This is a genomic window from Endozoicomonas sp. PH6C (assembly GCF_059322965.1).
Window position 1 is genome coordinate 2566575 of the sequence record NZ_CP185342.1, and the last position, 24491, is coordinate 2591065.

26 protein-coding genes are annotated in these 24491 nt (G+C 50.0%); 4 read left to right on the plus strand and 22 right to left on the minus strand.

The features are described 5' to 3' along the window. Positions 1–45: 45 nt before the first annotated feature. From ACOMG9_RS09695 to ACOMG9_RS09720, 6 genes are read right to left on the minus strand one after another with little or no spacing between them, the layout of a single operon-like run. On the minus strand, positions 46–1887 hold the full coding sequence (locus tag ACOMG9_RS09695) for a hypothetical protein (RefSeq protein ID WP_494530152.1): 1842 nt from the start codon (positions 1885–1887) through the stop codon (positions 46–48). Continuing rightward, complete coding sequence (locus tag ACOMG9_RS09700; RefSeq protein WP_494530153.1) at positions 1888–3093, minus strand: hypothetical protein; 1206 nt, start codon at positions 3091–3093, stop codon at positions 1888–1890. Then, positions 3093–6641 (minus strand): hypothetical protein, encoded by a 3549-nt coding sequence (locus ACOMG9_RS09705; protein ID WP_494530154.1) that lies wholly within the window; start codon positions 6639–6641, stop codon positions 3093–3095. Before ACOMG9_RS09705 ends, ACOMG9_RS09700 begins: the two co-directional genes overlap by 1 nt. 27 nt (positions 6642–6668) lie before the next feature. After that, positions 6669–7052 carry a hypothetical protein gene (locus ACOMG9_RS09710; RefSeq protein WP_494530155.1) on the minus strand — a complete coding sequence of 128 codons (384 nt, stop codon included), beginning with the start codon at positions 7050–7052 and terminating at the stop codon, positions 6669–6671. Further along, positions 7052–10039, minus strand: a complete 2988-nt coding sequence (locus tag ACOMG9_RS09715) for a tape measure protein (protein WP_494530156.1) — start codon at positions 10037–10039, stop codon at positions 7052–7054. Before ACOMG9_RS09715 ends, ACOMG9_RS09710 begins: the two co-directional genes overlap by 1 nt. Positions 10040–10094: 55 nt before the next feature. Beyond that, complete coding sequence (locus ACOMG9_RS09720) at positions 10095–10838, minus strand: phage tail tube protein (protein WP_494530157.1); 744 nt, start codon at positions 10836–10838, stop codon at positions 10095–10097. Between the two features lie 50 nt (positions 10839–10888). Here ACOMG9_RS09720 and ACOMG9_RS09725 point away from each other — a divergent pair, with 50 nt between their 5' ends. After that, entirely contained in the window at positions 10889–11272 is a 384-nt protein-coding gene (locus ACOMG9_RS09725; RefSeq protein ID WP_494530158.1) for a DUF2237 family protein, read from the plus strand. Here ACOMG9_RS09725 and ACOMG9_RS09730 read toward each other — a convergent pair. From ACOMG9_RS09730 to ACOMG9_RS09780, 11 genes are all read right to left on the minus strand, one after another. Then, on the minus strand, positions 11269–11679 hold the full coding sequence (locus tag ACOMG9_RS09730) for a phage tail terminator family protein (RefSeq protein WP_494530159.1): 411 nt from the start codon (positions 11677–11679) through the stop codon (positions 11269–11271). The genes ACOMG9_RS09725 and ACOMG9_RS09730 overlap by 4 nt on opposite strands. Continuing rightward, entirely contained in the window at positions 11657–12244 is a 588-nt protein-coding gene (locus tag ACOMG9_RS09735; protein ID WP_494530160.1) for a hypothetical protein, read from the minus strand. The genes ACOMG9_RS09730 and ACOMG9_RS09735 overlap by 23 nt, the downstream gene beginning before the upstream one ends. Continuing rightward, positions 12234–12527: a head-tail joining protein gene (locus ACOMG9_RS09740; protein WP_494530161.1), complete on the minus strand. Its 294-nt coding sequence runs from the start codon at positions 12525–12527 to the stop codon at positions 12234–12236. The genes ACOMG9_RS09735 and ACOMG9_RS09740 overlap by 11 nt, the downstream gene beginning before the upstream one ends. Before the next feature lie 17 nt (positions 12528–12544). After that, complete coding sequence (locus tag ACOMG9_RS09745; protein WP_494530162.1) at positions 12545–13534, minus strand: major capsid protein; 990 nt, start codon at positions 13532–13534, stop codon at positions 12545–12547. Positions 13535–13603: 69 nt separating this feature from the next. Next, positions 13604–13975, minus strand: coding sequence for a head decoration protein (locus ACOMG9_RS09750; RefSeq protein WP_494530163.1), 372 nt, complete (start codon positions 13973–13975; stop codon positions 13604–13606). 36 nt (positions 13976–14011) lie between these two features. Next, positions 14012–14992 carry a head maturation protease, ClpP-related gene (locus tag ACOMG9_RS09755; RefSeq protein ID WP_494530164.1) on the minus strand — a complete coding sequence of 327 codons (981 nt, stop codon included), beginning with the start codon at positions 14990–14992 and terminating at the stop codon, positions 14012–14014. Then, positions 14982–16451, minus strand: coding sequence for a phage portal protein (locus tag ACOMG9_RS09760; RefSeq protein WP_494530165.1), 1470 nt, complete (start codon positions 16449–16451; stop codon positions 14982–14984). The genes ACOMG9_RS09755 and ACOMG9_RS09760 overlap by 11 nt, the downstream gene beginning before the upstream one ends. Positions 16452–16453: 2 nt before the next feature. Then, complete coding sequence (locus ACOMG9_RS09765; RefSeq protein ID WP_066015960.1) at positions 16454–16654, minus strand: phage head-tail joining protein; 201 nt, start codon at positions 16652–16654, stop codon at positions 16454–16456. 5 nt (positions 16655–16659) lie between these two features. Then, positions 16660–18507: a phage terminase large subunit family protein gene (locus ACOMG9_RS09770; protein ID WP_494530166.1), complete on the minus strand. Its 1848-nt coding sequence runs from the start codon at positions 18505–18507 to the stop codon at positions 16660–16662. A 157-nt stretch (positions 18508–18664) separates the two neighbouring features. Continuing rightward, on the minus strand, positions 18665–19387 hold the full coding sequence (locus ACOMG9_RS09775; RefSeq protein ID WP_494530167.1) for a hypothetical protein: 723 nt from the start codon (positions 19385–19387) through the stop codon (positions 18665–18667). 119 nt (positions 19388–19506) lie between these two features. Continuing rightward, positions 19507–19977 (minus strand): hypothetical protein, encoded by a 471-nt coding sequence (locus tag ACOMG9_RS09780; protein WP_494530168.1) that lies wholly within the window; start codon positions 19975–19977, stop codon positions 19507–19509. 125 nt (positions 19978–20102) lie between these two features. Here ACOMG9_RS09780 and ACOMG9_RS09785 point away from each other — a divergent pair, with 125 nt between their 5' ends. The 3 genes from ACOMG9_RS09785 to ACOMG9_RS09795 all read left to right on the plus strand — a co-directional run bounded on the left by ACOMG9_RS09785 (position 20103) and on the right by ACOMG9_RS09795 (position 21545). After that, entirely contained in the window at positions 20103–20456 is a 354-nt protein-coding gene (locus ACOMG9_RS09785; protein ID WP_494530169.1) for a DUF3768 domain-containing protein, read from the plus strand. A gap of 18 nt (positions 20457–20474) precedes the next feature. Further along, positions 20475–20870: a hypothetical protein gene (locus ACOMG9_RS09790; RefSeq protein WP_494530170.1), complete on the plus strand. Its 396-nt coding sequence runs from the start codon at positions 20475–20477 to the stop codon at positions 20868–20870. Between the two features lie 360 nt (positions 20871–21230). Then, the gene (locus tag ACOMG9_RS09795; protein ID WP_494530171.1) at positions 21231–21545 is read left to right on the plus strand and encodes a hypothetical protein; all 315 of its coding nucleotides are present in this window, start codon (positions 21231–21233) and stop codon (positions 21543–21545) included. 193 nt (positions 21546–21738) lie between these two features. On the opposite strand, the gene ACOMG9_RS09800 is transcribed toward ACOMG9_RS09795, so the two are convergent. Genes ACOMG9_RS09800 through ACOMG9_RS09820 form a run of 5 tightly spaced genes read right to left on the minus strand, consistent with a single transcriptional unit; the run spans position 21739 to position 24432 of the window. Continuing rightward, complete coding sequence (locus tag ACOMG9_RS09800) at positions 21739–22806, minus strand: GNAT family N-acetyltransferase (RefSeq protein WP_494530172.1); 1068 nt, start codon at positions 22804–22806, stop codon at positions 21739–21741. Continuing rightward, positions 22785–23345: a ParB/Srx family N-terminal domain-containing protein gene (locus tag ACOMG9_RS09805; protein WP_494530173.1), complete on the minus strand. Its 561-nt coding sequence runs from the start codon at positions 23343–23345 to the stop codon at positions 22785–22787. The genes ACOMG9_RS09800 and ACOMG9_RS09805 overlap by 22 nt, the downstream gene beginning before the upstream one ends. A 2-nt stretch (positions 23346–23347) precedes the next feature. Further along, positions 23348–23716 (minus strand): 3TM-type holin, encoded by a 369-nt coding sequence (locus ACOMG9_RS09810; RefSeq protein WP_494530174.1) that lies wholly within the window; start codon positions 23714–23716, stop codon positions 23348–23350. Beyond that, positions 23713–24138 carry an N-acetylmuramoyl-L-alanine amidase gene (locus tag ACOMG9_RS09815; RefSeq protein ID WP_494530175.1) on the minus strand — a complete coding sequence of 142 codons (426 nt, stop codon included), beginning with the start codon at positions 24136–24138 and terminating at the stop codon, positions 23713–23715. The genes ACOMG9_RS09810 and ACOMG9_RS09815 overlap by 4 nt, the downstream gene beginning before the upstream one ends. 18 nt (positions 24139–24156) lie before the next feature. After that, the gene (locus ACOMG9_RS09820; protein WP_494530176.1) at positions 24157–24432 is read right to left on the minus strand and encodes a hypothetical protein; all 276 of its coding nucleotides are present in this window, start codon (positions 24430–24432) and stop codon (positions 24157–24159) included. Positions 24433–24491: the final 59 nt, after the last annotated feature.

Below are 24491 nucleotides of genomic sequence, written 5' to 3' on the forward strand. Positions count from 1 at the left end.
CAGCCAGCTCAGCACAGTGGAAGTGTTGAGCTGTTTCTTTTTGACTTAATAATGCCTCTCGAGCTCAATTGACTGGAGCACTTTACCTATTGCACTTCTCACATTCGTGGACAGACACAAAGCTCGCCAATTACCAGAAACATCCTGCACCTCAACCAGCATACCCGGTTCAATCAGCCCGGGCGCAGTATTGCTGTCCGTTAGAGGCATCTCCAATGTGGTAATACTTTGATGGCCACCTTTGGCCAGTTCGTTTCTGCCTCGCTCAGTATTCACTTGTGTTTCCGTCAGCCAGTCTTCCAGAATATCCGGCGCTGGTTTATCTCCTGCAGTGCCCTGCCGTTTTACATTGACCGCTACGCCTGCATGGGTGCCTGACACATAGACGGCATTGTATTCCGGCTCTGGCCTCCAGCTGGCGCTGAGGTTAATGACCATGCTGGCCGGTACGATCTTGTCCATGGTGGCAGTATTCCAGCTCCAGGGGCTGGCCGGATAACGGGGTTTGATGTTCAGCTGGTCGGCATCCCTGGAAGGAATGATCACGGCACCTGCAGTGCTGGCCAGTCGAGCGATGACGGTCATGGCGGTTTCACTCTGGTAGCTGAAGCTGCCACCAGGGATGATCCAGTCGGGTGTGCTGTAGGCATCGAGTAGCGGATAGATGGCAGAGAAGCCGGTGTTGGCCAGCTCTTCAGTGATTGCCTGTTTTGCGTTGAGGTTGCTGCTGTTGGACTTGCTGCGCTTGGGTGCATAAGGTGCTGCCAGCAATTGTGTACGGCTGGTTCCGTAGATGGTGTATTGTTCTTGGCCGAATGCTCTTGAGCCGGTGTAGCGTTCCACAATGAAGACCCACTTCCAGCCATTAATGTCGACCTCGATCTGCTTGGGCCCGTTCTGATCCGGTTCCACTAATGCCAGGCTACTGGCTCCCCAAAGCTCTCCGTTGAGTGCCCAGCTGAAACTGTCGATGTCGAGGCTGATGTCCATGTTGCTCATCTCGATAGGCGTTCTGGTGGGCAGTGTCACCACGCTGATGGTGTTCATAAGTAGATAAGTGACCCTGTTCTCTGGTTGTTCGGGTTGTGGCTTTTCGATGACATCGATCTCACCTCCATAGTCACCTGTGAGCGTTTCATCTTTAGCTTTTCTGCCGGGTCCCCATGGGATGATAACGGGCTCATCCTGAGTGCCGTTACTGCTGAAGGCTGACTGCTGCAGGGAGTCTCTTGGCTGAATGGCTCGGTTGGCTGTTCTCTCGCCCAGATTGAAATACACATCTGGGGTGGACACTGGTGAGTAACGTCGAGCCTGAAAACTGAAGTTCAGCAGTGCGGGTGCTGGTATCTGGTAGTCGCCGACGGTGTTCTGATGCGTTGGGCCGTACTCATCACTGCGATCAAACCGCTCGGTGTTCTCTCTGTCTCTCTGCGTACCTTGCTGCCAGTGTTCAGAGCTTTGCTGCTCTCTTGCCTGGATACTCTGGTCCCTGGACTCACTGATGCTAAGTTCTTTCGCTGGTGGTTGCTGCCAGAGAGCCTGTTGCTGAGTCTGGCGATCACTGGCTTGCTGGTGACTGATTCTGACGGCTTCCTCCAATTCAGGCACCTTGCCCCAGAACAGTCCTAACTGCGAGCTTTCCAGAGTGTTGGCCTGATGACTACTTTGCTGAACACTGGCCTGAATCGTCACTGAGTTCTGGAACGTTCCCCTGGCAGATACCTGGTAGGCGTTGCCTGTCTGCCACTGGCTCTGGCAGGCACTGACGACAGTCGGCGGTGGAATAAAGGCATAGCTGGGCTGCGGATAAAACTTAAAGTGGGAGGCGGGTTGATAAGCCTCCCGGGTAAAGTTGAAGTCCTGAGTCTTCTCTGGAAAGTAAGCCACTTAAACCACCGGTTCGATCTCGGGTGTCACAGGGCCATGGGCCAGAGGACGAGCATAGGGCTTGGCTTTGAATTGAGCGGTGCCGATGACCTTGATACTGTCATCAAACCACCAGGTGGGTTCGGTGCTGTCACCTGTGCCTGCCACTGTGCAGATATAGACATAGCCTTGGAAGTTGGCAGGACGGATTACTTGGCCCACTGCGTAGGTGGTGTTGGCTTGCCAGACTTCTCCATAGTCGTCCATGGCCACCACGATCACGGCTCCTTCATAGGGGCTGGTGTCCAGGGAGTAGCTGCCACTGACGCTGTCGCTGAGCACACTGTTTAAAACGGCGTGTTTTGTTTCCTGGCTGCCATCGACTTCCAGTTGTGCCTGAGTGATGGCAAAGACCCGGCGAGCCACCGGCAGATCGTCTTCCGTAACGGTGCCCTGGATGCAGGTGGTGTTGCCGTTTCCCGGGATGATGATACCGCCGCCATTGTCTGAAGAAGGTGGACCATTGTTGTCGCTCCAAACGACAGTGGTGTCGTCAGTGTTAGTCCACTGCAGTTCTGAGGCAATATTGTTACGGCTGGTGATGATTTTCAGTGGGTTGCCACTGTCTTCAAAGTCCCAATGCCAAACGGTCATAGTGGAGCTAGAAGACGAAGTGACAGGTATCGGTGAATTGTTATAGGCATTGGTCAGTGTTGCCTGCACTACAAGCAGACCTTTAGCATTACCAGAAGCTGAACCATCCCCTCCTAAAATAACCCGAGTGAAGTTAGCAAATGTATTCATGCTAGAGTGTCCATAGATTGATTGAACTGTCTGGGTTACGCCATTGATTTTAATGACGACTCTATCCTGAACATTATTTTTGGCAGGATTGAAGGTCACCACCAGCTCGAATAATTCATCAAAGGGAATACTCAACTCGCTATACCCACGGCATCCCAGCCGAGTGCCGTAGTAACCCAGCACTTTGACGATGCCGCTTTCTATCCAGATCAAGGTCTGATAATTACTACCGGCAGCACTGCTGTTATCTGCAAATATTCGCAGTAGAGGGATGTTCTGGTCTGCTTGACTGGAATCCACCTGCAGAAACGCATGAAAAGAAAAATCTCTTCTGCCATAGAAGCCTTCATTGTTACTGGCATTGGCTGACGGACTTTCCAGCCGTCCTAAGAGGTTTTCTGGAGTAAACCATATTGCGGCCATCAGTCAGCATCCCCCCGAATCTGCAATGTAAACTGGTCACTGGTTTCGGTGCCCTGTCCGGCCAGCACAGTTCGACAAATCCACACCGGAGCCAGACAACCGTCAGTATCAAAACGAATAACATTGCCCACAGCCCATCCGGTTCCCCAACCCTCAGATTTGATGGTGAAGTAGGGTGTACCGGTTTCCGGATTAATGGGTGCAGCATCAGTAGCAGTCGTGGCCGTATCAATAATCCCGAGTTTCTCTTCCACAATCTGGAAGGCGCTACCGGACGTGAAAATAATCGCCCACTTGCCGAAGATGGCTCCCTTGTTGGTCACCACCAATGGATAGTTAATGGTGTTGTACTGGGCAGTCGTGTTATCGCCGATGCGCTCATCGGTCCAGTTGGGATCGCCACCGTCCCAGACTTTCTGACTGAAGAAGTTGTGAACCCTAGCTTGCAGGTCACCATAAACCACGGCGCTGCTGACCTGTGTTTCATTGGCTGGTAAGTCCCAGGGCACCGGAGCGATGATGGTGATCTCGCCATTAATCTGCACGTCGCTGGCCACGCTCATATGCTCGACCCGGTCTTTGATGGTAAACGGCGCAGTCAGACTGTTGCTCTCTGCATCCTGAAGCAGCAGTGGATCGGCAAAGGTAACGGTACCTGCTTCACGATCCGTCGTGTATTGGGCTGGATCGAGGGTTTGGCCCTGGCTGTCCTCCACAGTGATCTCTGCCTGATGATCACGGTTCAAGGTGATCAGTTGGCCCGCTATGGGCGTGCCTGCATCAGTGTTTTGGCTATGACTGATGACCACAATATCCCCCGGGCGATAAATCGGTACTTGGCCATCGGGTGGCAGCCTTACCGGGTCCAGACCAATCAGCTCGGCATCCAGTGGCAGGCTGGTTTCCACTATGCAGTTGTAGCGCACACTTTGAGGGATGACATAGATAGGATCGGTGCCATCGGTGAAGATCAGCTCACACCAGCCAGTGTTGGCATCCATGGATCCCTGAACCTCTGACGTGTTGATGTCGCCGTTAAAGTCTGCGGTGGCGGTGATGATCTCGGCATTATCCACCCGCACTGCGGTGAGCTGAAGGCTTCCGGTCCGGATGGGTGCACCTGGTGTCCTGAAAGCCACTGCATCGACTTTAAAGCCTCCGGAGATGGTGGCAGCCGCTTGGACTGTTGCTGTGTTGACGGTGCCAGAGGGATAGACGGCCAGCGTCGCCACGCCTCCGGTGTAATCAAGGGTGCCTACCGATGATCCGGCATTCGTCTGACTGCTGACGTTTTTGTACAGCACACCGTCTCGATCAAAGTAGAGCTCACCGTTCCATTCCAGAATGACACTGCCGGGCAGCAGTGGATCTTCAATCAGTGGCAGCAGGTCGATGGTCAGCTCTGGCGTACTCAGAGTATCGGTATTTGCCTGATGGCTGAGGCTGTTGCTCTGGGCCTTGCTGGTTACTGTGCTGCCAGAGAAAACTTCAGTCTTGGTGGTGTTGGTGTAACTCAGTCTGTATTTGTAGGACTCTCTACTGAGTGTGTACTCCGGATAGCTGTAGTTTTCTGTCGCCTGCAGGGTGAAATTCCCCGTCTGATAATCAATCGTGCCGACAATATCACGCCAGTTGCCGTTACCATCGTCAGTGTAACTTTTAAATCGCTGAGACTTGGTCTGGTAGGTGGTATAGTCACTGCTGCGACTGCTGGCGTGCTGTGGCACATTACTTTGTCGATCCACCAAAAACTGAACCTGAACGGAGCCTGGCAAGAGCGGTGCACCCGCAATGGTGCCGGTTATTAAACCGGAACCATCCACTGTCACATCCACAATGCCACCGGCTACTGCGCCTTCTTCGTACTGAATCTCGATCTCGGTGCCCTGGTCTGGCAAGGCATTCAACACAAAGCCCAGCTCACCCGGGGCATAATAGACACTGCCTGAGCCATCGCCCGTCAACAGGCCGTTGCCCTGATCAGTCAGGGTCTTGGTTTGCTCACTGGCCAGATAGGTGATGACGACACTGCCTGGCTTGATACCTGGCTTCGCAGTGGTGTGCCGAAACGAAAATTTATCCACCGCCACCGAGCCAGTTCGCAGAGTGATTTCGTCATCCGCCTGGGCGATATAACTGAACACCAGCTTGCTGTCGGGATCGGGCAATCCGTCCAGAGTCACCGCCACGCTGCCAGTGCTGAAATCCATAGTGCCCGAGCCTGAACCAGCCAGCAGACCATTGCCCGGATCGCTCAGGTCTTGCCACTTGCCCAGAGAGATATAGCTCACCACCAGGGTGCCAGGCTTGGGCTTGGCCCCGGCAAAGTTGAAGGTATAGTTAAAGCCACGGTTCTGGGAGGTGATGTCCAGGGTGCCACTGATGGCGGCTCCGGTGATGCCAGTGGCAGGCTGGTATAGGGCAGTAGCCGTACTGGTATAGTAACTGCTGTTTCGCCAGACGTTCAGCTCACCGCTGTCATAGTCAATGGTCAGGTTGCTGTAGTTATTGGCCCCGCTTTTGTGTACCAGCTGGCCGGTTTTGTCGTCTTCAAAGGTGCCGCCTTCTAACGACAGAGTCACGGTTCCTGGTAGTGCTCCCGTCTGCAGAAAGACCCGGCTCTGGTTACCGGACAAGTGCACAAAAGAGATGCTGACATTGCGTTGTGCGGCAGAGGTGGCCACCATCCTTTTGGCGGTGTAGCCGCCATACTGATCAACCACCGGACTTTCTACTCGGGCGCTGGGCACCAGAGGTGAATAAACGCTGTTGACCTTCAGAGTCAGATCGCCCTGGTTAATGGCTGCTTTGGTTGGCTGGATGCCGTAGTAGCGAGAGGTGTCTGCAATCTGGGTCGACTGAACTGAGGTCTTCGCTTCGCTGGCTCCCTGGCCATCCACAGGCATAACGGTCCCTGCTGGTGTGGCAGTGCCGCCTGGAAAACGATCTATCAGTGCCACACTGATCTCCATATCCAGCCGCCGACGTTCAAAGTCGACATAGCTGCCTGCGCTGTATGCATAGGTGAAGGTTTCGATGCGGTGTTCCACTTTGGTGATGCGGACGTACTGCTCCTTTTTGCTATCGCTGTTGTACAGCCGATAAACTTCCCCAATCTCCGGCAGGGCTTTTTCTTCTCGCTGAATGCCGACAATGCTGCGCTGGCCTACCAGCTGATCACCCAGCAGTTCAAAGCTGGCTGATGTGCCCGGCACCACATAGGCTTCGATCCGGTCCCGGGCAGCATTGCGCTCATCGGTCTGGCTGTCGGTGTTGAACAGCAGCACACTGACATTGTCGTCATCCGGTGCGTCGGTGAGGATGATATGACTGCCCAGATAAGCATCGTTGTTGTCGGTGCTGATGCCGATGTAGGCTTTACGCAGGGCGACATCGCCGATGGTGCGGTCAATCCGGGAGATGTCCTGAAAGAGGTTATTCACATTTCCGTCGATCACCACAGTGCCAGTGGCCCGGCCACCGCCGTCCTCCTCGTCACTGAGACGCTGGCTTTCAAAGAGTTTTACATCATCGTTGTTAATGGGCATCCCTTGCTCCTGGTAATATTTTATTGCTTATTGGACGGTCAGTAGTCGAATAATCAGGCTGTATTGGTAGTCATCACCCGGATAGGCATAGGGCAGAATCTGTCGGGCTTCGACGGGCGCACCCGAGCTGCGATCAAAGATCACTGAGTACTGTCTTAGATCCGGCAAGGTCAGAGTCATGACTTTGTTGGCGATCTGGCTCAGTGCGAGCAGATTGACCACCACGGAGCGTGATACCCAGGCGGCGTCCTCGCCACCGTTCAGCTCGATAGATCGGCCATAGCTTTTGCTCTGCTCCTGGATCAGCAAGCCTCCGGTCAGGCTGCGGTCCTGGCTCTGCTCCACAGGGTTCCAGTCGAACTCATTAATCCATAACAAATCGTCGGGCAGTGTGATGCTATCCAGTGTCATCAGGCAGACCTCATTCCGGCATTTTTCAGAGCTTCCAGCAGTCGTCTTTCATCACCGGGCTTAACGCCCACATCCACTTGGCCTCCCGGGTATTCCAGACGAATGACTTTCTCTGGTGATCTACTTTGGGTGGGTTGCCTTTGGGTTTGAATACGTGATTTTTCCTGTTGAGCTTGCTGCTCCCTTTGCTTTTGTACTTTCTCTTGTTGCTGAAGCTGGTACTGTCGCTGCTTCTCGGCCCGGATCGATTGATTCAGCGAGAGCGCCTTCTGCAGGTTACTCACCGCCTGAAAGTCACCGTCCTGTTTGGCGATGGCCAGCTCCAGCTCGAGGTCTTTCTTTCGGGCTTCGTAGCGGCGTTGCTCGATATCGCCCTGCCTACCCTGAAGGCGATCCAGTTCATCCTGAAGGCTGTTCAGTGTGCCTTGGGTGCTGTCTGACAGCCGTTGCATACTGTCGTTGGCTTGCTCAATGGATTGATTCAAACGATCCAGGTCTTGCTGGTCGAGCAGGTTCAGACTCTCAGCCAGGTGCTGACCATCGCTGGCCATCTGTTGCGCCGACACAGAGCCGTTTTCGTAGCTCTGTACCAGGTCTTCCAGAGCGATTTTCTGTTCATAGAATTCAGCTCTTACTGAAGCGGCATTGGTGGCTGTTTCCTTCATCCACCTTCCGAGACCGGTGGTATCCAGTCCGACATTGGCAGTGGCCAGAGCCTGGAGTTCCTCTTTGGTTTCAGCCAGTGTCGCTTTCAGCTGTCCCAGCTCACCCAGAGTGTCAGTGGTATCGATCTGTGCAGCGCCTTGCATGGACAGAAAGGTGTCCTCTGCCTGAGCACTCAGACCGTAGAGCTCCGAGGTAATGTTGTTGTAAAAACCGATTAAACCATTGAGTGTGCCCGATGCACGTTCTGCCCCCTGTGCCTGTTTATCACCGGCCTCATCCACGGCATCACCCAATGACCGGGCAGCCCCTGCTGCAGACCGGGCACCGTCTTCCAGCTCGGCCAGCTTCTCTCTGCTGGCCACTAATGCTTCGTTGTATTGTTCTTGGGTCAGGGTACCGTCCGCGAAAGCTTGAGACAGTTTTACGGCCAGATCAGCAAGCTCTGTGCGGGTTTCTGCGGCGTTGATCTGCTTCAGGGCATCAGCAGCGTCGGTAAAGGCTTTCTTGGCGGTCTGGCCGGATTCAACGTAGACCGAATTAAGCTTGACGACATCTTGTTCGACGGATGCTGTCGTTTTTTGGCTTTCATTACGGATGGCTTGCTGGGTACTTTGGCTGGATTGAACAATCGCTTCACCCAGCGACTGCCAGTTGTTGTTAATGTCCTGCACATCTTCTTTTACTGCTTCCCTGAAACCCGCCGTCACTGCTTTCAGTGATTCACTAAAGGACTGGAGTTTTTGGGCCGACTCTGTCGCACCTAATGCATTCAACATACTGCCCATCCCTCGGGAAACGGATGAGATAACTTCGCTGAACACCAGTCCAAAAGACTTAACGGCCAGGGTAAAGCCATTAAAGAACAGTTGGATTGAATTACCGGTCAGAGTAAAGGTGTTATTGAGACTGGCCAGGGTAGAAGCAATACGCTGACTGGCAGACTGAAGGCTGGCCACCACTCCTTCAAACGTCAGCCCAGTGAAGTTAGCCTTGATCGCCTCCCCCATCTGCACAAACGCATCGCTGATGGACTGAGCCAATCGAGACAAACGACCATCTTCAGACATAATACTGATCTGGTCGGAAAGGCTTTTGAGTTGATCCTTGGCATAAGACAATGCGCCACTCTGGGCCACTTCATCCAGAAAGTTCTGCCAGCTGTCTTTCAGGTTGCTAACATAACCGGACAGCAGTGACATATTCTTGGCTGCTGCTCCTTCAGCACTTTTGCCTATTTCGGCAATCAGCAGAGCAATGTTATCCCGCCCCAGCTTTCCGGCAGACGACAGCTTCTGCAATTCCTGCACATTTTTCCCGGTGGCCTTTTCCAGCAATTCCCAAACGGGAACACCTCGCTCCACCAGTTGTAAAATTTCCTCTCCCTGTAGTTTCTGTTTTGCCCACGCCTGACCAACTGCCAGCGTGATGCCATTCAGCCTCTCCATGCCACCGCCGAGTTTGGAAGCCTGATCCACAATGGTCTGCATGCTGCCATCCATGGGATCAAGGCCAAAGGCTTTTAGTCGGACAAACGCCTCGGAGACTTCTTCTAACTGGAATGGTGTGTTGCGGGTGAAGTCTTTAATCCACGCCAGCGCCCGTTCACCTTCAGTCATGGAGCCCATAACGGCCTCCAGCTGAACACTCAAACGCTCAAACTTATCGCCTGTAGTCAACATGGACTCAATGCCACGCTTGATGGTGTAAAGGCCTGCACCCGCTGCAACCAGGGCAGCGAATCGTCTGGTTAGACGACCAATACCCGATGATGCCTGCTCTGCATCTTTGGCTACTTTCTTCAGGGTATCTTTCTTGAGGGTTCGGTCAGCAGCTTTTGCCTTTTTATTGGCCTTCTCAAAGGCATAACCGGTTTTTTCTAATTCACCGCTGAGTTTTTGCTGTTGCTGTGCCAGTCTGGCACTGGACAGTCCTGCCTTATTCAGCTGGTTCCTCAGATTGGCCAGTGCTTCACGTTGACGACCATAAGCAGTGCTACTCTTTCTGACCTCTTGCCTTGCTTTGGCCAGAGCGGTTTTCATCGCCTTGGTGGGCTGCTCGGCACGATCTACTTCTTTTGCCAGTGCAGCCACTTTCGTCTGGGCTGCTCGAAAGGCTTTCCCGGCCTCAAAAGTCGCCCTGGTTTGCTTTTCAAAAGACGTGAGTAATTCTTTTTGGTCTTTCAGTTTGCCAAGCTGGTCTTTCAGGTCTGCCGCTTCGCCCTTCAGATAATCAAGGGATTTAGCCGACTGTTTCACCTTGCCTGACAGCGCATCTTTTGCCTTCAGGACTAACTGAATGGCGGACTGTTTGAGTGAGGCCATGGTCTTTTTTTATAGAGAAATAAGCCCCGGAAACGAGGCTTTATAGATAAGGGAGTTACTGCGCGAGATCAATTTGCATAAATGTGCTCAAGCCAGAGACAGTGATGGTGCTGTCTGCCAGCACATCAAGTTCCAGCGGAATACTGGCAAAATCATCGGAAATAAAATCCAGATTCTGCACTGGGGAAAACTTCACCCGATGCACACGGATATTAAATGCCTTGCCATCCTGTGCATCGTTCAGGCCTTCCATGAACAGCACGAACTCCTTTCCGGATTCGATCAAAGCCTGCACCATATCAGAAGCCAGTGGCGTATAGCTGACTGTAATACCAAGGTTATCAATACCTCCGCCTGCAACGACTTTGATTCCGGCCTTGGTCAGTGTGTAGTCAACGCCTGCGACCAGAGTGGTACTCAGGCTGTCTTTAACCGTAATGGTTTTGGTCAGGTCAGGCATTTTATCGAACGGAATCAATTCATCAGCCACACCAAAAGACGTGTGGGGTTCATCGGTAACTGCCGTGGTTGATCCGGCTGTAGCTGATCCACGTAGCGCCATAGCCAGATTATCTGCCGTAAAGTCGTGGGCAGTGAGGCTGGCAGAAATAGACGAGATCCGGCTGATAGTGTTTCGGTTACCGCCACCGCCCAGGTAGTTTTTCAGTTCCTTTTTATCTTCTTCAAAACTGAACTTGAACTCGCTGACGTTACCAACCGGCAACAGAGGTGCGGTGTCATCGGCAGGTTTGAGGTAGATGCTTCCGGCACCAATAAAACTGCGGTCCATCGTAGACATGGTTTTTCTCCTATCTTGTAGGCCATGGGTTAATCATGGGAGGGTTTTACATGTTAGAAATGCTGTTTGAACAGCTCAATGTATTTGGTAGACAGTTAGAGGTTTGTTGTCTGAGTCCAATGACTGGCTTCTTTCGGAACGGATATTGCCATACCTGTCCACAGGACTCCGGCAGTCATACGGTCTGCGCCCGGATGACCGATGAGTTCCTGCAATTTTCCCTGTCCAAAGGTAACGACCTCATCACACCTAATCCTGCGTTTGGCTTTCCCGGCCTGAAAGCCGGTGACCGTTGGTGTCTGTGCGTAAGTCGCTGGGTGGAGGCTCATAAGGCAGGTGTCGCTCCGCCGGTTTACCTGGCTGCGACCAATATGGCAGCGCTTGAAATGGTTGACTTGGCGACGCTGGAGCAGATGGCATTGGATTGTTATTAAACGACGACTTCAATGTGTAGCTGCAAGTCAGCAAACGAAAGATGGGCATTGCTTGGGGCAATATCAAACCGGGTTTCACTGAAGCTGATATTTCGGGCTTCTGGAGTGAAGCGTTGCCCAGTGGTGAATAGCTCACGGATAGAGCGGGTTAAATTCAGCAGTGTGTAAGTCGTATCCTTGTTGGTTTTGGCCACGGCACTGATATTGAATTCCATCCGGTACTTGGCTCGTTGGCCCTGTCGTTGTTCTTCATTGATGGATTCCAACTGCACCAGTATGGCCGGGAGGTCTAAATCCTGTTCCTGACCTGTAGCTGAATAACCAAGGAGGGTATTTTCAGAAACCTGCTGTAGATGCGATAACAGACTCTCAATAATCTGTCGTTCAGGATTCAACGTTGAAGGCATAATTCAATTCCTGATAAAGCAGTTCAGCAAAACGATCCAACAGCACTGGGCCCAGTTTTTTCAAAGACGCTTCGGCCTTCGCTTCGATAGGTACGGTTTGCTTTTCCAGCGGTAAGCCCATCCACATCCAGCGGCCAGAGCGTTTGGATTGCTGGTAACGGTGCTGCCAGTTTGCCTGGCGCTGAAAAACCAGAGTTTTATCGGTATTGTGCGGTTGCAACAAAAAACTGCCTTGCCAAAAACGACTGCCAACCTGAATGCCTTGGCGGGTTTGCCTTGGATTGCCAAAGCGATGGGCTCCCACTGGGTTGGTACCAATCCAGACCGTCATATAACGTTCCTTACCTGGGGTTCTGTTGCTGCGTACGACAATCCGGTTCAGTGCTTTAATTTGTTTTTGTGATAGGTTCAGTTGCCGGGATAAATCCCGTAATACCTGACGTTCAGCCCAGCGACTTAACTTGGTCAACGCCCTTTGAATAGCTTGCTCAGTTTTTTTCGGTGAGTCTTTGAACAGTTTGGTTAACGCTTCAATGTCACCACTGACTTCCTGTTCAATGAGCATAGATATTCCATTTTGCTAAATAGCCATCGTCTTTTAGTTTGCGATCCACCTCATAAACCTGACCATTGACCGACAGGGTATCGCCACGCTTGAGCCGGATAGCACTATCTACTGAGAGAACGGTGACTTCACCCTGAACAGCTTCATACTGGCCAAGTTCCACCAGTTCCCTGCTGATAATGCCCCGAGTTTCCAGAGATGACTGATCAGAAAGCGTCAGTAAAACCGACTGCCCAAAAGTTGAAAGAAGGGTGTGATCCATCACTTTGAATGCTTCATCCATTTGAGCAGTCTCCTTTCTTAGCTCATGGTCAGTTTGATGACTGCCCGTGGTCGTAGATTGATTGGCAGCGGATTAGACTGGGTATGAACAATCACGCCTTTCTCAAAATCCATTACCTTCTGCTTGGCATAGCGTGGCAGGCCGATGGTGTTGACGGTCTCGACAAAGTCTGCCGGTGCAAACCAGGTTCTGAAGATATCTGCACCCGTTGGGTAAAGGTACGCTTCATTGGCTGCGACAAAATCTTTGCCGCCCACTGAACCCCGGTATTCCTCCCAATCAATATCGGCAAAACGGAATCGGCCCTTGGGATCGATACGCAGTGCTTCGCCATCCTGCCAACGTTGATAAGCTTCTTTGACCGACTTGTGACCAACCAGCCCATCAAAGAAGTCAGAGCCACAGAATGCATGGAGGCCGCTGTAGGGTAATGCACCCAAAGCATCATCAACCAGACGACGGGCTTTGACGCCCTGGGCTCGAACATCCGTGGTAGTGCTGCTGAACTTGAAGTCATGGGTCTGCTGAGTGACACCAAACTCATCAAACAGGTTGTAGAGTATGGTGCTGCCATCGCCATCCAGGATTTCACCCTTGAGGGCACCCATACGCAGAAACTCCAGCGTCACCTCGTGGTTGGCGTTCATCTTTTGTAAACGCTGGTTAACGACGGCCTGAACACCCTGCATGGCATCTTCACTGCCAAACTGACGGACATTCTGCACTTCGGCAGCAAGAATAGTGCTGTCGTGAGGAATATGGGGCACAACAAAACTACGCAGCTGACGTTTATCGCCAATAGCCTGAGTCGCCGGTGCGCCTCGCTCGGTCGATGGCAGCAAGCGGAGTTCACCGTTAATGCTTTCCACCACGACGGTTGTGGTATTGATACCGCTCTCTTGAAAGAGTCCCAGTTGCCCAAGACGACCAGGCTTGTAGTCCATCTCATTGATGGTGGCGGTCAGACTGGTAAGGCTGAATGCATCGTCATTAAAAATATCCAGCATGTTCTCGCTCCTTGATAACGGAAATAGGAATGTGTGAAGAAAGAGTTACAGCAGAAAAATCAGGACGGGTTATTCGGTGCGCAGGATAATATCCAGCCCGGCCAGTTGATCCACGGCCGTTGCCTTTTGCTCATCGGTGATACCGGCAGGCCAGATCAGCAGGCTGTCCACTACTTCTGCCAGGCGGGCGATAATGACACCATCAGCACCCGAGGCATCCGTCACTTTGCCAGCGTAGAGAATGCCCGCAGCGGTTTCGGTGCCATCCGCTGCGGCAGGATCAAGAGGGCTGTAGATACCATCTGCAGAAGCCTTGCCGACCACAGTTCCAGGCTCCATCGTCAGGTTCGCAGCCAGTGGGACCTGCTCACGACTAATGGTGTTGTTTCCTTCAGACACGAGAAATTCACCGGTGTAGACCGATTCCGTTTTTACACTCATCGTTAAAGTCCTTTTTTGAGGATTTATATGGAGGGGTTATGCTCTGTTGCGTCGGCTGTAAATAGCCTGCGTATCAATAGCGACAGTGGTTTGCTTTAAGCCCTGCTGCTGTGGGGTAAGGGCTGTATTGATGGGTTCATCTTCAGCGGTCACTAGTTCAAACAGGGTATTTTGAACGTCGAATACTGATAGATCGTCTCTTATGAAATCCGCAGCTTTATCTGGGAAGCCTGCTGTCTGGCAGAGGTTCTTAATCTGGTCATAGCTGGCGAGTCGAACCTTGACTTCATCTTCCGACAGTGACGCTTTAAGAATTGCAGAGGTTTTTTCTGGATAACCAGCCTGACTGCAAAGATCTGCAATAGCCACAGAATCAAGTTGAGGTTGCGGCTTAACTGGTTCTGTCTGACCTTGAGCTGGTCCATAGCTGTCCGGTGCATTACTGAACATGGAAACATCAAACCGGGCAGCAGCCTTGATGGGAGTATCCACCTGATCAACCAAGCCTGCAGTCATTGCTTCAGTTGCCGTGTACCAAGTCTCGCTATCCATCAGGGCTTTCATTTCCTCAATGGTTTTCCCGGTTCGGGCAGTGTAAGAGACGGCAATACTGTCGGCGATCTTATCCATAACATCGGCGGTTTTTCGCATGGCTTCCGCGTCGCCCTGTGCCCAGCCATAGGGGTTATGGATCATCATCATGGCATTCTCAGCGATGGTGATAGTATCTCCGGCCATGGCAATGACACTGGCAATGCTGGCCGCCAACCCTTCGATGGTGACATGGATATTGGCTTTATGCAGACGCAGAGCGTTATAGATGGCAATACCTTCAAACACCATTCCGCCCCGACTATTGAGGCGGACATTGATCTCTGTGGCATCCAGATTGCGGATTTGATCCACCACACTCTGTGCCGAAACGCCGTACCAGTCATCAATATCATCAAAGATAAACAGCTCTGGTGTCTGATTCGCTTCATTCTTAAAGGTGTACCACTGTCGACTATGACTCATCCCTGTCATCCTTTTCTGGTTGATTGGAAGCTTTATTGTTTTCCGGGTCACGGCCATCGCTGTCGTATCTTAATGAGTGGCCATCTGCCCGGCGATTATCAGCGGCAATTTCGCCATCCATTTGCTCACTGTCAAAACCCAGCTCGCTGACCACTTCGGAACGGGACTTGAAACCAGAGCGCACTGCCATTTTCTGTGCCTGCATATCCTGAACTGGATGCATATACGGCCAGCCATGAGCAATCCACTTCACACGACGATAGTTTCTTGGTTGATTGCCATAGTCAGGAATGGATACTGAGCCATTAAGCACCGCCATATCCAGCCAGCGATTCCAGACTGGCCGGCAGAACTGAAAGATGATCTGGTTATGCTGAATCTGCTGGATGCGACGGCGGAACTCATTGATGATCAGACGCAGTGCCCGATCGCTGACTCCAGCCATATCGCCGGAAAGCAGTTCATAGGGCAGACCAATACCTGCGGCAATCGCCATTAACTGCTGTTTCATAAAATTGGGGTAGTCTGCGGCGGTACCCGGCGGGTTATTGAACTCGACCTCTTCACCCGGTGCCAGTTCTTGCATGGTTCCAGGTTCCATTGCCACCATGGGCAGACCATTGTCGCCAAAGACCAACGGCTTGCCAGTCAGAGGATCAATGGGGTCTTGTTCTGGTGATGGTTTCTTAATAAAACCGGTGAACAGGTTGGCTATTTCCTGTCGTAATAGCGTGGCATCATCAAATTTATCCAGATGGTAGAGTCTGACTAATACCTGAGTCAGCAATGGCTGGCCTCTCAATTGTCCCGGACGCAGGGCTTCAAATATATGAAGCACATTTTCGGCCTTCACCCTGACCAGCTTGGTGCTGTCAAAAGCAAACTCAGCTGGATGCTCCCGGTGAAAGTAGTAAGCCACCCGCTGACCCAACTTATTGAACTCAATCCCGGCCTTAATCACATGGCCATTGTCTAATGTCTCGTTATAGCTGATGGGGACAAACTCGGATTCCAGCACCTGAAGTTGCAAGGGAACGGATAGCCCATCTTCTGGCCTTCGGGGACGAAGCCTGACAAAACACTCACCACCTTCAAACATGGCGCGGGTAATCAGCGATTGCTGTCCGGTGAAACTTAGCAAACCATCAGCATCCGATTCATCGGACCATTGCAGAAAGAGGTTTTGCAGCTGTATCCGTAAACCGTCGTCGTCCACCAGAGATTTGGGCGTAATGCCACGACCAATCACATTACTGACCAGCTTTTCCAAACCACTGCTGGCCCAGGGGTCATTGCGGATTGCTGCCCGGGAACGGTTAATCAGTTTGGACAGATCAGCAGTGAGTGCGGTATTCGGGGAAAGTCCTGGTGCATACCAGCTTTTGGCTCGTCGTCCCATGCCCGCGGCGGTGTAGGCTGAGTTTTTGAAACGAAGAAAAAGGTTGGTGAGCAATCCCATGCTCAAACTCCCTTGGATGAATAGATGCCGTATTGCTTTGGCCGTTTCTGTTGTTTAATCAATTCACGCTCAATGGCTTGCAATCGCCTTTCCATTTCGGCGAAGCTGCTGTATTCAACCCGGCGGCCTTCAAATTCCACAGTACGGGTCTCACGCAAAAGCACTGCCCGTTTCAGGGCCTGATATTCTGCCTCAGTAATCATGGAGGTTATCTCTGAAGATAGGAGCTGCGGGATGAACGGCGAACTGCTTTTGGCTTGTTGTTGGTTTCTTCTAATTCTGGATCAGGCGTATCTTCTGGTGCTGGTCGACCTTTAGCGAGCAATTCCAGGTTGATACCTCGGTGCTGCTGGAGGATACGGATTGCTGCCAGCGAATAGACCCTACAATCCAACGCTTCATTTCTGCGGTTCTTGGCATCCCAAGTAAAGTAGGGCACACCGAGCCGGTACTTCTTTATCTTTTCTTCTGCAGTGGCCTGTTTGAAATAATCTTCATCAAAGCAATCCTTGACTGGCCAGTGACAGTAACCCTGCCCGGGCTCTAAAACTCGGTAACGCTGATAGATAAGCTCTTTCGCAGTATCGGTGCCGACCAATGTCAGGTAGACCCCTTTCTTGTTTTTGGTTTTGGGAAATGTGGCGATAGGTTTGCCAGCCTGAGATGAACCCTTAACTGGAATTGCCCAATCGGCTCCTTGCTTACGACAGAAAGCATACACCTCATCGGTGTAGTGACCACCAGAGTCAATGCAGACCTGAGCTACATTCATTTTGATGCCATCCTGCCGGGTGTAAGTTTTGTGCAGCATATCCGTCAGGGCATCCCATATTGGCTGACGGGATAAGTCACCGTATAAACGGACATAATCAATAGACCAGCTTTCCTCTCCAGCTCCCCAACCCGTCACTTCAAACTCAAAGCGGTCATCCTGGACATCACAGCCAACCGTCAGTATCTCCACCCACCAAGGCAACTCTGCCGGGTAATGTTCCCTTCGCTGGTAGAGCAAGGTATGTTCTACCGTTTCACCTCTTTCCGTCCATGTCTCACCGAGAACAGTATTGGTCCAGTCCTTGAACTGTACCGGGTTACTTTTGGCGGCGAGAAAGTCCTCTACTGCATTTTGCCAGCTGTACCAGCCATTAGGGCTGTAGAGCGAACTCAGGTGAAAACCGGCTACCTTGCTACTCTTTTCAGTTTCAGCCTGCCAATGGCCATTAGTGAGCAGTTTGGGTTTGTCTTTTTCATAATGCTTGTGGCCACACTGCACACACTCAAACCGAGTGGTTGCCGGATCATGGTTATCAAAGATGATCTGAGCCCAGACGATCGGTTGGTAGTGTCCACAGCTATTGCAGGGAACCAGATAGCGTCGTTTATCACTGCTTTCATAAGCCGCTTCAATCTTGCTGGTTTCTGCAATATTGGGCGTACTGACCATCAATATCTTACGGTTACGGCTAAAAGTGGCTGTTCGCTTGATCGCCAGATTGATAGGACTGCCTTCGCCATCCACATCATCGTCGTAGGCATCTACCTCATCCATGAAGAGAAAACGGGCGGGCATCGAGCGCAACCCTGCCGCTGAGTTGGCTCCGGTAAAGATCAGCACACCATTGGGAAACTCTTTGGTCAGCAATGTATTGCCACTGTCACGGCTCCGTGGATCTTTTACCTTCTCCCGAAGATCAGGCATTTCATCGATCATCGGAGCAATGCGCTGCTTGGAGGTTCGCTTTGCCATATCCAGCGTGGGCAGCACATACATCATGGGACCCGGCGTATGGTCAATCACATAGCCCAGCCAGTTATTGCCACATTCAGTGCCGCCTACCTGGGCACCTTTCATAAATACCACCTGCTCAACAGGCGACGATGGCGACAGGCAATCCATGATCTCTTTCAGATACGGTGTGCGGGAAGTTCGCCAGCGACCTGCTTCTTTGGTGGCTTTGGCAGGAAGAATTCGTTTCTGGTCAGCCCACTCGGAAACGCTCAGGCGAGTGTCTGGTTTTAAACCAGCAAAAAAGCCTGAAAGATAGGGGCTGTTCATAGAGTATTTAATTTTTTTGAAAAATCAGACGCAACAGAAAGTCGCTATATGAATCCTTACAACTTTAACAACTAATTAATAGTATTTTGTTGCAACAAAAATAATAATAAAAAGCCTTGAGATAAATGCATTCTGTTCACACAAAAATATTTCATATTCATTTCATTTCTAACTTAAATATTTCAATTCCAACACCTTCGTAAAGTCGATCAAATTTTATCCACTTATCTCCATTAAAATACCCTCTACCTCTACACATATTGTACCAAGCATTTTTGTTTGCAGGTGTAGTAATATATGACTTTCTCTCGTGGTTTTTACCCCACTCTAAAGCAGTTGAAACTAAAGACCTGTCAGCACTAATGAATTCTGTATGTGCTATATCGTTGTGGGTGTATCTGACAATTAAACCACAGTCACCTTTGATTGAATTGATGTTTTCTTCAGTACTTTTTTCAGAATCAAATAAAACTCTTGACACTTTGAAGTGATTGCTTAGCTGCTTCCTCATTCGTGCTTCACTGCGCAAGTTATTAGTAGATATTGCATGCATTTCCTCATCGGAAATTGGCAATTTATTTTCCAGATATGAACAAACAACAGCAGCATTAGAGCACGTTTTAAAAGGTGGTGAGTGTTTTTTTAAATAAGTATTAATTTGGGAATAATCTCTAATTGAAACAGCTTTAGTTGTATTTTCAAATATTTCAAGTGACTTATTATGCTTGACTTGTTTATCGCCATCATGGGCTTTCACGGTCCTAGAAAATGCCAGTCGTTCAGCTTCTCCATTTTGGGCAGGTGATTTTGGATCAAAATTATCGGGGTTTATTTCCTGTAATTTACTATTGTCTGCAGTTCGAATCTGATTAACCGGCATATATACAGCCCTTGACTTGATTTTTTTCTAAGTATAGACATACTTATGAGTTATTCGTTTTTCCTTGTTTTACTTCCATAAATCTGAGGTCTTTCTTAATAAGCTTTATTACCTTGTCATCAAGTGAGTTCATTGAGTATCGCTTCCAACTCTTCCTGAAGTAGCTCCCCGACTTTTCTTGGATCATCCTCTGCCGCAAGCACATCCGCCATTCGATCAGGAATGGCCAGCAGTCCATCCCTTATAATCCGCCCCGCCTTGAAAGCATCCTGCTTTACCTTTGCTGCATCAGTCAGGGTGCCACTTTTTTCCTCATACTCCAGCTTAGCCATCTTGGCTTTGAACGCTTCCCGCATAGTGCGGGCAGTCACAAAGTCAACGGCTCCTGGTTGTGTGGGTGCAAGGTCGGTGGATTGATCGGAACGGATAAGCGTTACTGGATCAGCATTGGCTTTCATGGCCTGCTGTGCCTGCACTGAATCCACCTTGCCATTTTTCAGTTTCACAATCCCTTTTTTGATCAGCTTGGTGACATAGCCTTTGGTAAAGCCTTGCTGTCTGGCAAATTCCGCTTGTGAAATCAGTGCCATGGGAAGTCATACCTACAGCCATCTCATTCAATATGGGCATTCATCTTAAATTTTCTCGACTTATCGTGGCCATCCCCTATAGAGCTACTGCGACAACAAAAAATGAATCAATAAAGGATGTACTTATGAACGAAATTGCCACGTTAAATGATGCAGTGCGAAAGTCACTGGTGAATCTGGAGGTAAAAAACAGTCTTGCTCTGATCAATTGCCGGTTTGAAATCATGATGACCGCTAACCTGCAACATACCATTGAAAACAAAGTCGGTTTGCTGAAAGCCATTGCCGAATTTAATCAGTTCAATGAGCAGAATGATCCCTATGGCGAGCACGACTGTTTCCGCTTCAAATTCGAAAATGAGTGGATCATTGCAAAATTTGATTATTACGCCCCGGATATGGAACACGGCTCTGAAGATGCTTCGGATTTAACCAAAACCATCCGGGTGCTGACCATTATGCTGGCCATCGATTATTAACGACGAAGAAAAACAACCATGAATAATGAAGCCCAATTGATCACTCATTACTATTCCTGTGCCGGAATTCTGGATCAATTAAGTGACCAGACCCGCACACCGGCAGAATTGTTTGGGGATGGGGAGCTGGAACTGATTTATAACCTTTGCCGTTATAGCCAGATCATCAGTGAGATCGAACAATCAAAAAATGACGAAGAAGGCTTTCCCGGAGTATTTGATTATGAAGTCTCTGAAATGCTGGCCGCTCAACTCTGGATTGCCTTGTGTGAGCAGCACCCGGAATTTGAGCCCTGGGATTTTCCTGATGAAAGCCAATTCAGAAATCTGTTAGAACAGCTAATTGATGACTGGCTTAAGCAGCGCCTTCCCAGAGAGTTAACGATTCAGCAATGGCTGGAGAAACGACAGTAACTCAAACGCCACGGATGGCGCCAGTTCGAACAAAAAAGTATACCTGTTGCGCCATTTTTAAAACCGGGATTTCTTGTTAATTATCAGCAGGTTAATGCCAAAAAGTATACCAAGGGTATACCTCGTTTTCAGACTTGCCACTAACGAAAAACCGCGCCCGTTCGTACCCGCAAAAAGTTAAACATTGCAGGGACCCACGTTGTTTTTAATTTGACAGTTTGAAAGCCGTTACCTACTGAAAAAAACATTGTTATATCAACCATATAGAGAGATTTAAAAAGCAGAATAAAGTTTGAGATATACGGCAGATCACCCATAGTTAAAGTGTAAAAACATTAAACAACGCAAAGGAGAAACATCATGGCTACTAATAAAAATACCGCTAAAACTACTGATAAAAAGAACGCAAAAGGAGATAAAACCATGGCTAATAAAAGCACTGAAAAGAAAACTAAAAAGTCCGACTCTGAAAAGTTTGCTGAACTGGCAAACATCCGTGTACCCAAAGCTCTTCGGATATTGAAATCCATTTCATCATTGGCCAACGATGACAAATATGAGTACACCGAAGCCCAATCTACCGCCATTACCAGCGCTTTGAAATCCGCTGTTGATGATCTGTCTGAATGCTTTAAAAACGGAGGCAAAAAGGATGAGGAGGTATTCCGCATTTAATCAACCAATCAACCTATAACGAAGCAGGCGATAATGCCTGCTTTTTTGAGTTTGATGATTATTCCTGCACTATCGGAACATCACTAAACACCGGTAAATCGTCACCATTCGACGTTTTCAATATTGATTATGTACCCTATTGCGATGATCGAATGACCCGCCAGATCGACGTAGTAACGAGCCTATATGATGTTTAATCTTTACCCACATATTGAAATGAACAGGTCAACCGATCAAACGAGTGCTTGCTTAATATCGACTGGGCAGGCATGCCGACTCGCCCCGGCTTGCGAGTCATTATCCAACGGTCCGATTTGTTCATGGCATGGATCAAGGCAGGCGACGTGGTGACGGTATTCACCTTGTAACCCTGTTTCCGGTACAACTCGCAGATATAGCAGCGCAACTGAAAGCCAATCCCCAGGCCCTGATAATCGGGCAATACCACCGTTCTGTGCAGTCGTTTCAGCTTCTTATTGCTCGGATGAGGAAAGTGCAAGACGCTGCACCAACCCACAGGTTCACCGTTAATTTCAGCAATGTATTTATGGGCAGAACGATTGTGAACACTGCTCAGATAGTGAAATGGCCTAAATAATGGCCACTCTGATTGGTCGGCTTTGCGGACATCGATGCGGATTTCGGGTCGCCGAAGACGCCTCCGTTTGAAGGTATGCTTGTTGCAGTCATAGACCCAATCCGGTTGCAACCACTCCACAATGTCGTAATGACAGCTGACCGCAATGAACTGCTTGTCCTCCTTTCGGATAAACTTCTGGATAGCAGCACTGCCGATCTTGGCCACCTGTCGATCCACCACCGAAGTGAACTCGTCGTAGATGACGGGCTTATCGGATTCCAATATTAGCCTGGCAAGTTCGGCTCGCATCTTCTGGCCGTTGGAGAGTACCGCAAACGGCTTCAGCCAATCCGGGGGCGAAGAAAAACCCACTTTGCTTAGAGATTCGGTAATTTGCTTGGCGCTCAGGTCCTCACTGAAATCATCCACTACGGAGCGATCTGACCAGTCAAACCCTGAGAACAGTTCAAAGTCCTTGAAGACTTCTCTGGCAATGGTCGTCTTACCGGAACCACTGGCACCAACGATCAGGCCGATATTCCACGGTTTGTCCTCAATGGGAATATCAACGTCAAACTCCTTTTTGACGGACTGCATATCAATATCAAACATCCCTTTGACTTTCTCAGTGCGGAAAGAAGGCTTGATAGCGGACTCCACTACAAACTTTGAACTCGGCATTTCAGTCCCTTTTGTGTCAGTTCGTCGTAGATTTCCTGCTGATGGACTTCGTTGTCACACTCTACCAGGATATTGAAGATTTCGGTGTATTCCTCACCATTGGGTTTCTGCTCTGGTTCAGGGGCAGGATCATCAAAGAGCGTTACTATAAAATCGTCTTTAAAACCGAGCAGATTCAGATCAAAGTCTTCCGCTTGCAGGGCTTCGACTTCCCTGGATAGTACGTCCATATTCCAGCTTGAGTTCAGAGCTATGGAATTATCCGCTATGACGTAAGCCTTCTTCTGGGCCTCAGACAAACCAGCAAGCACGATACAGGGAACGGTTTTGAGATTCAGTTTCTTCGCTGCCATCAAACGACCATGGCCAGCAATAATACCATTTTCCTCATCAATCAACACTGGATTGGTAAAGCCAAACTCCTTGATAGACGAACAAATCTGGATGATCTGCTCTTCATCGTGAACCCGGGAGTTGTTAATATACGGAATCAGTTCGCTGACCTTACGGTCCAACATTTTGTATTTTTTCGCTGCCATCCTTAGCGCCTTATTTTGTCTGCCACCTTCTCAATGCCCCGGCTGGCGATATACCCGCCAATACCCAACTGAACGATAGAGAACAGTTTAAGTTCAACCGCTTCTGATAAATCCGGTGCCGACCAGCCAAGCCAGCGAGCGACGATCAGGGCAGTAAATACCAGCATCACAATGGGACGCCAGGATCGTTGTAGCCAACCATCACCCTGAGCCTCAGCCTTGATAACCCCGGCACGCTGAACCAGTTCATCCAGCTCCCCTTTGACCGCCATATCCACCAGTTGGTTTTTAGCTTGGGCCGCTTTGTCAGGATCAGGAATGATTCGCTCAATAACTTTACTTAAGACCGGAATAGCAGCAGCCCAGCTCATTTGATAGTCTCCAGCCAGTGCTCAACGACAAAGTTCGGGCAAGTTTTGTAAGGCGTGAAATAGTAATGGCCAACGACCTGAGCCTCTGGATAACGCAGCTGTAAAGATTCAACCAACATTTCCAGCATCAACCACTGGGCAGATGTGAAGTTATCTTCCGGTTCGCCATTTTGGTTGATGCCACCCACCATACAGATACCAATGGATTCATGGTTATGACCTCGAACGTGAGCACCCTGAACCTGAGAATGTCTGCCATGCTGAAGCTTGCCATCCCGTTCAATAATCCAGTGATAGCCGATATCCAGCCAGTCATTCTCTTCCACATGCCAGCGTCGGATATCGACTGCTGTGACTTCCTGATCTGCCCGGGTTGCCGAGCAATGAATCACAATGAAATTAGTTTCCGTCCTTGGAATCATCGCTTCATTTCCTGAAGGCTATTTTTTGAAAAAGAAGGCCACCAGGCCAATCAGTGCAGACACAACCAACCAGCCAAGTCGTTCAATACCGGCCAACAGGACACCACGGGAACTGCCCTGGAGTTCCAGTGCTCTGATCCGGGCTTCCATCTCACTCAGTTTGGAATCCAGCTGATTCATATTGTCGTTTTGGTGGGCGATACGCTCTTCAATCCGAGCAAGCTGGGATACTGCCTCGCTCAGCTTGTCCAGCTTCACATCGATGCGATCCAGACGGTCGGAGAGGTCAGTCATGAGTGCGTCCTGCACAGGGAAAAAATTGGGGCAATAAAAAACCCCACGCCATTTCTGGG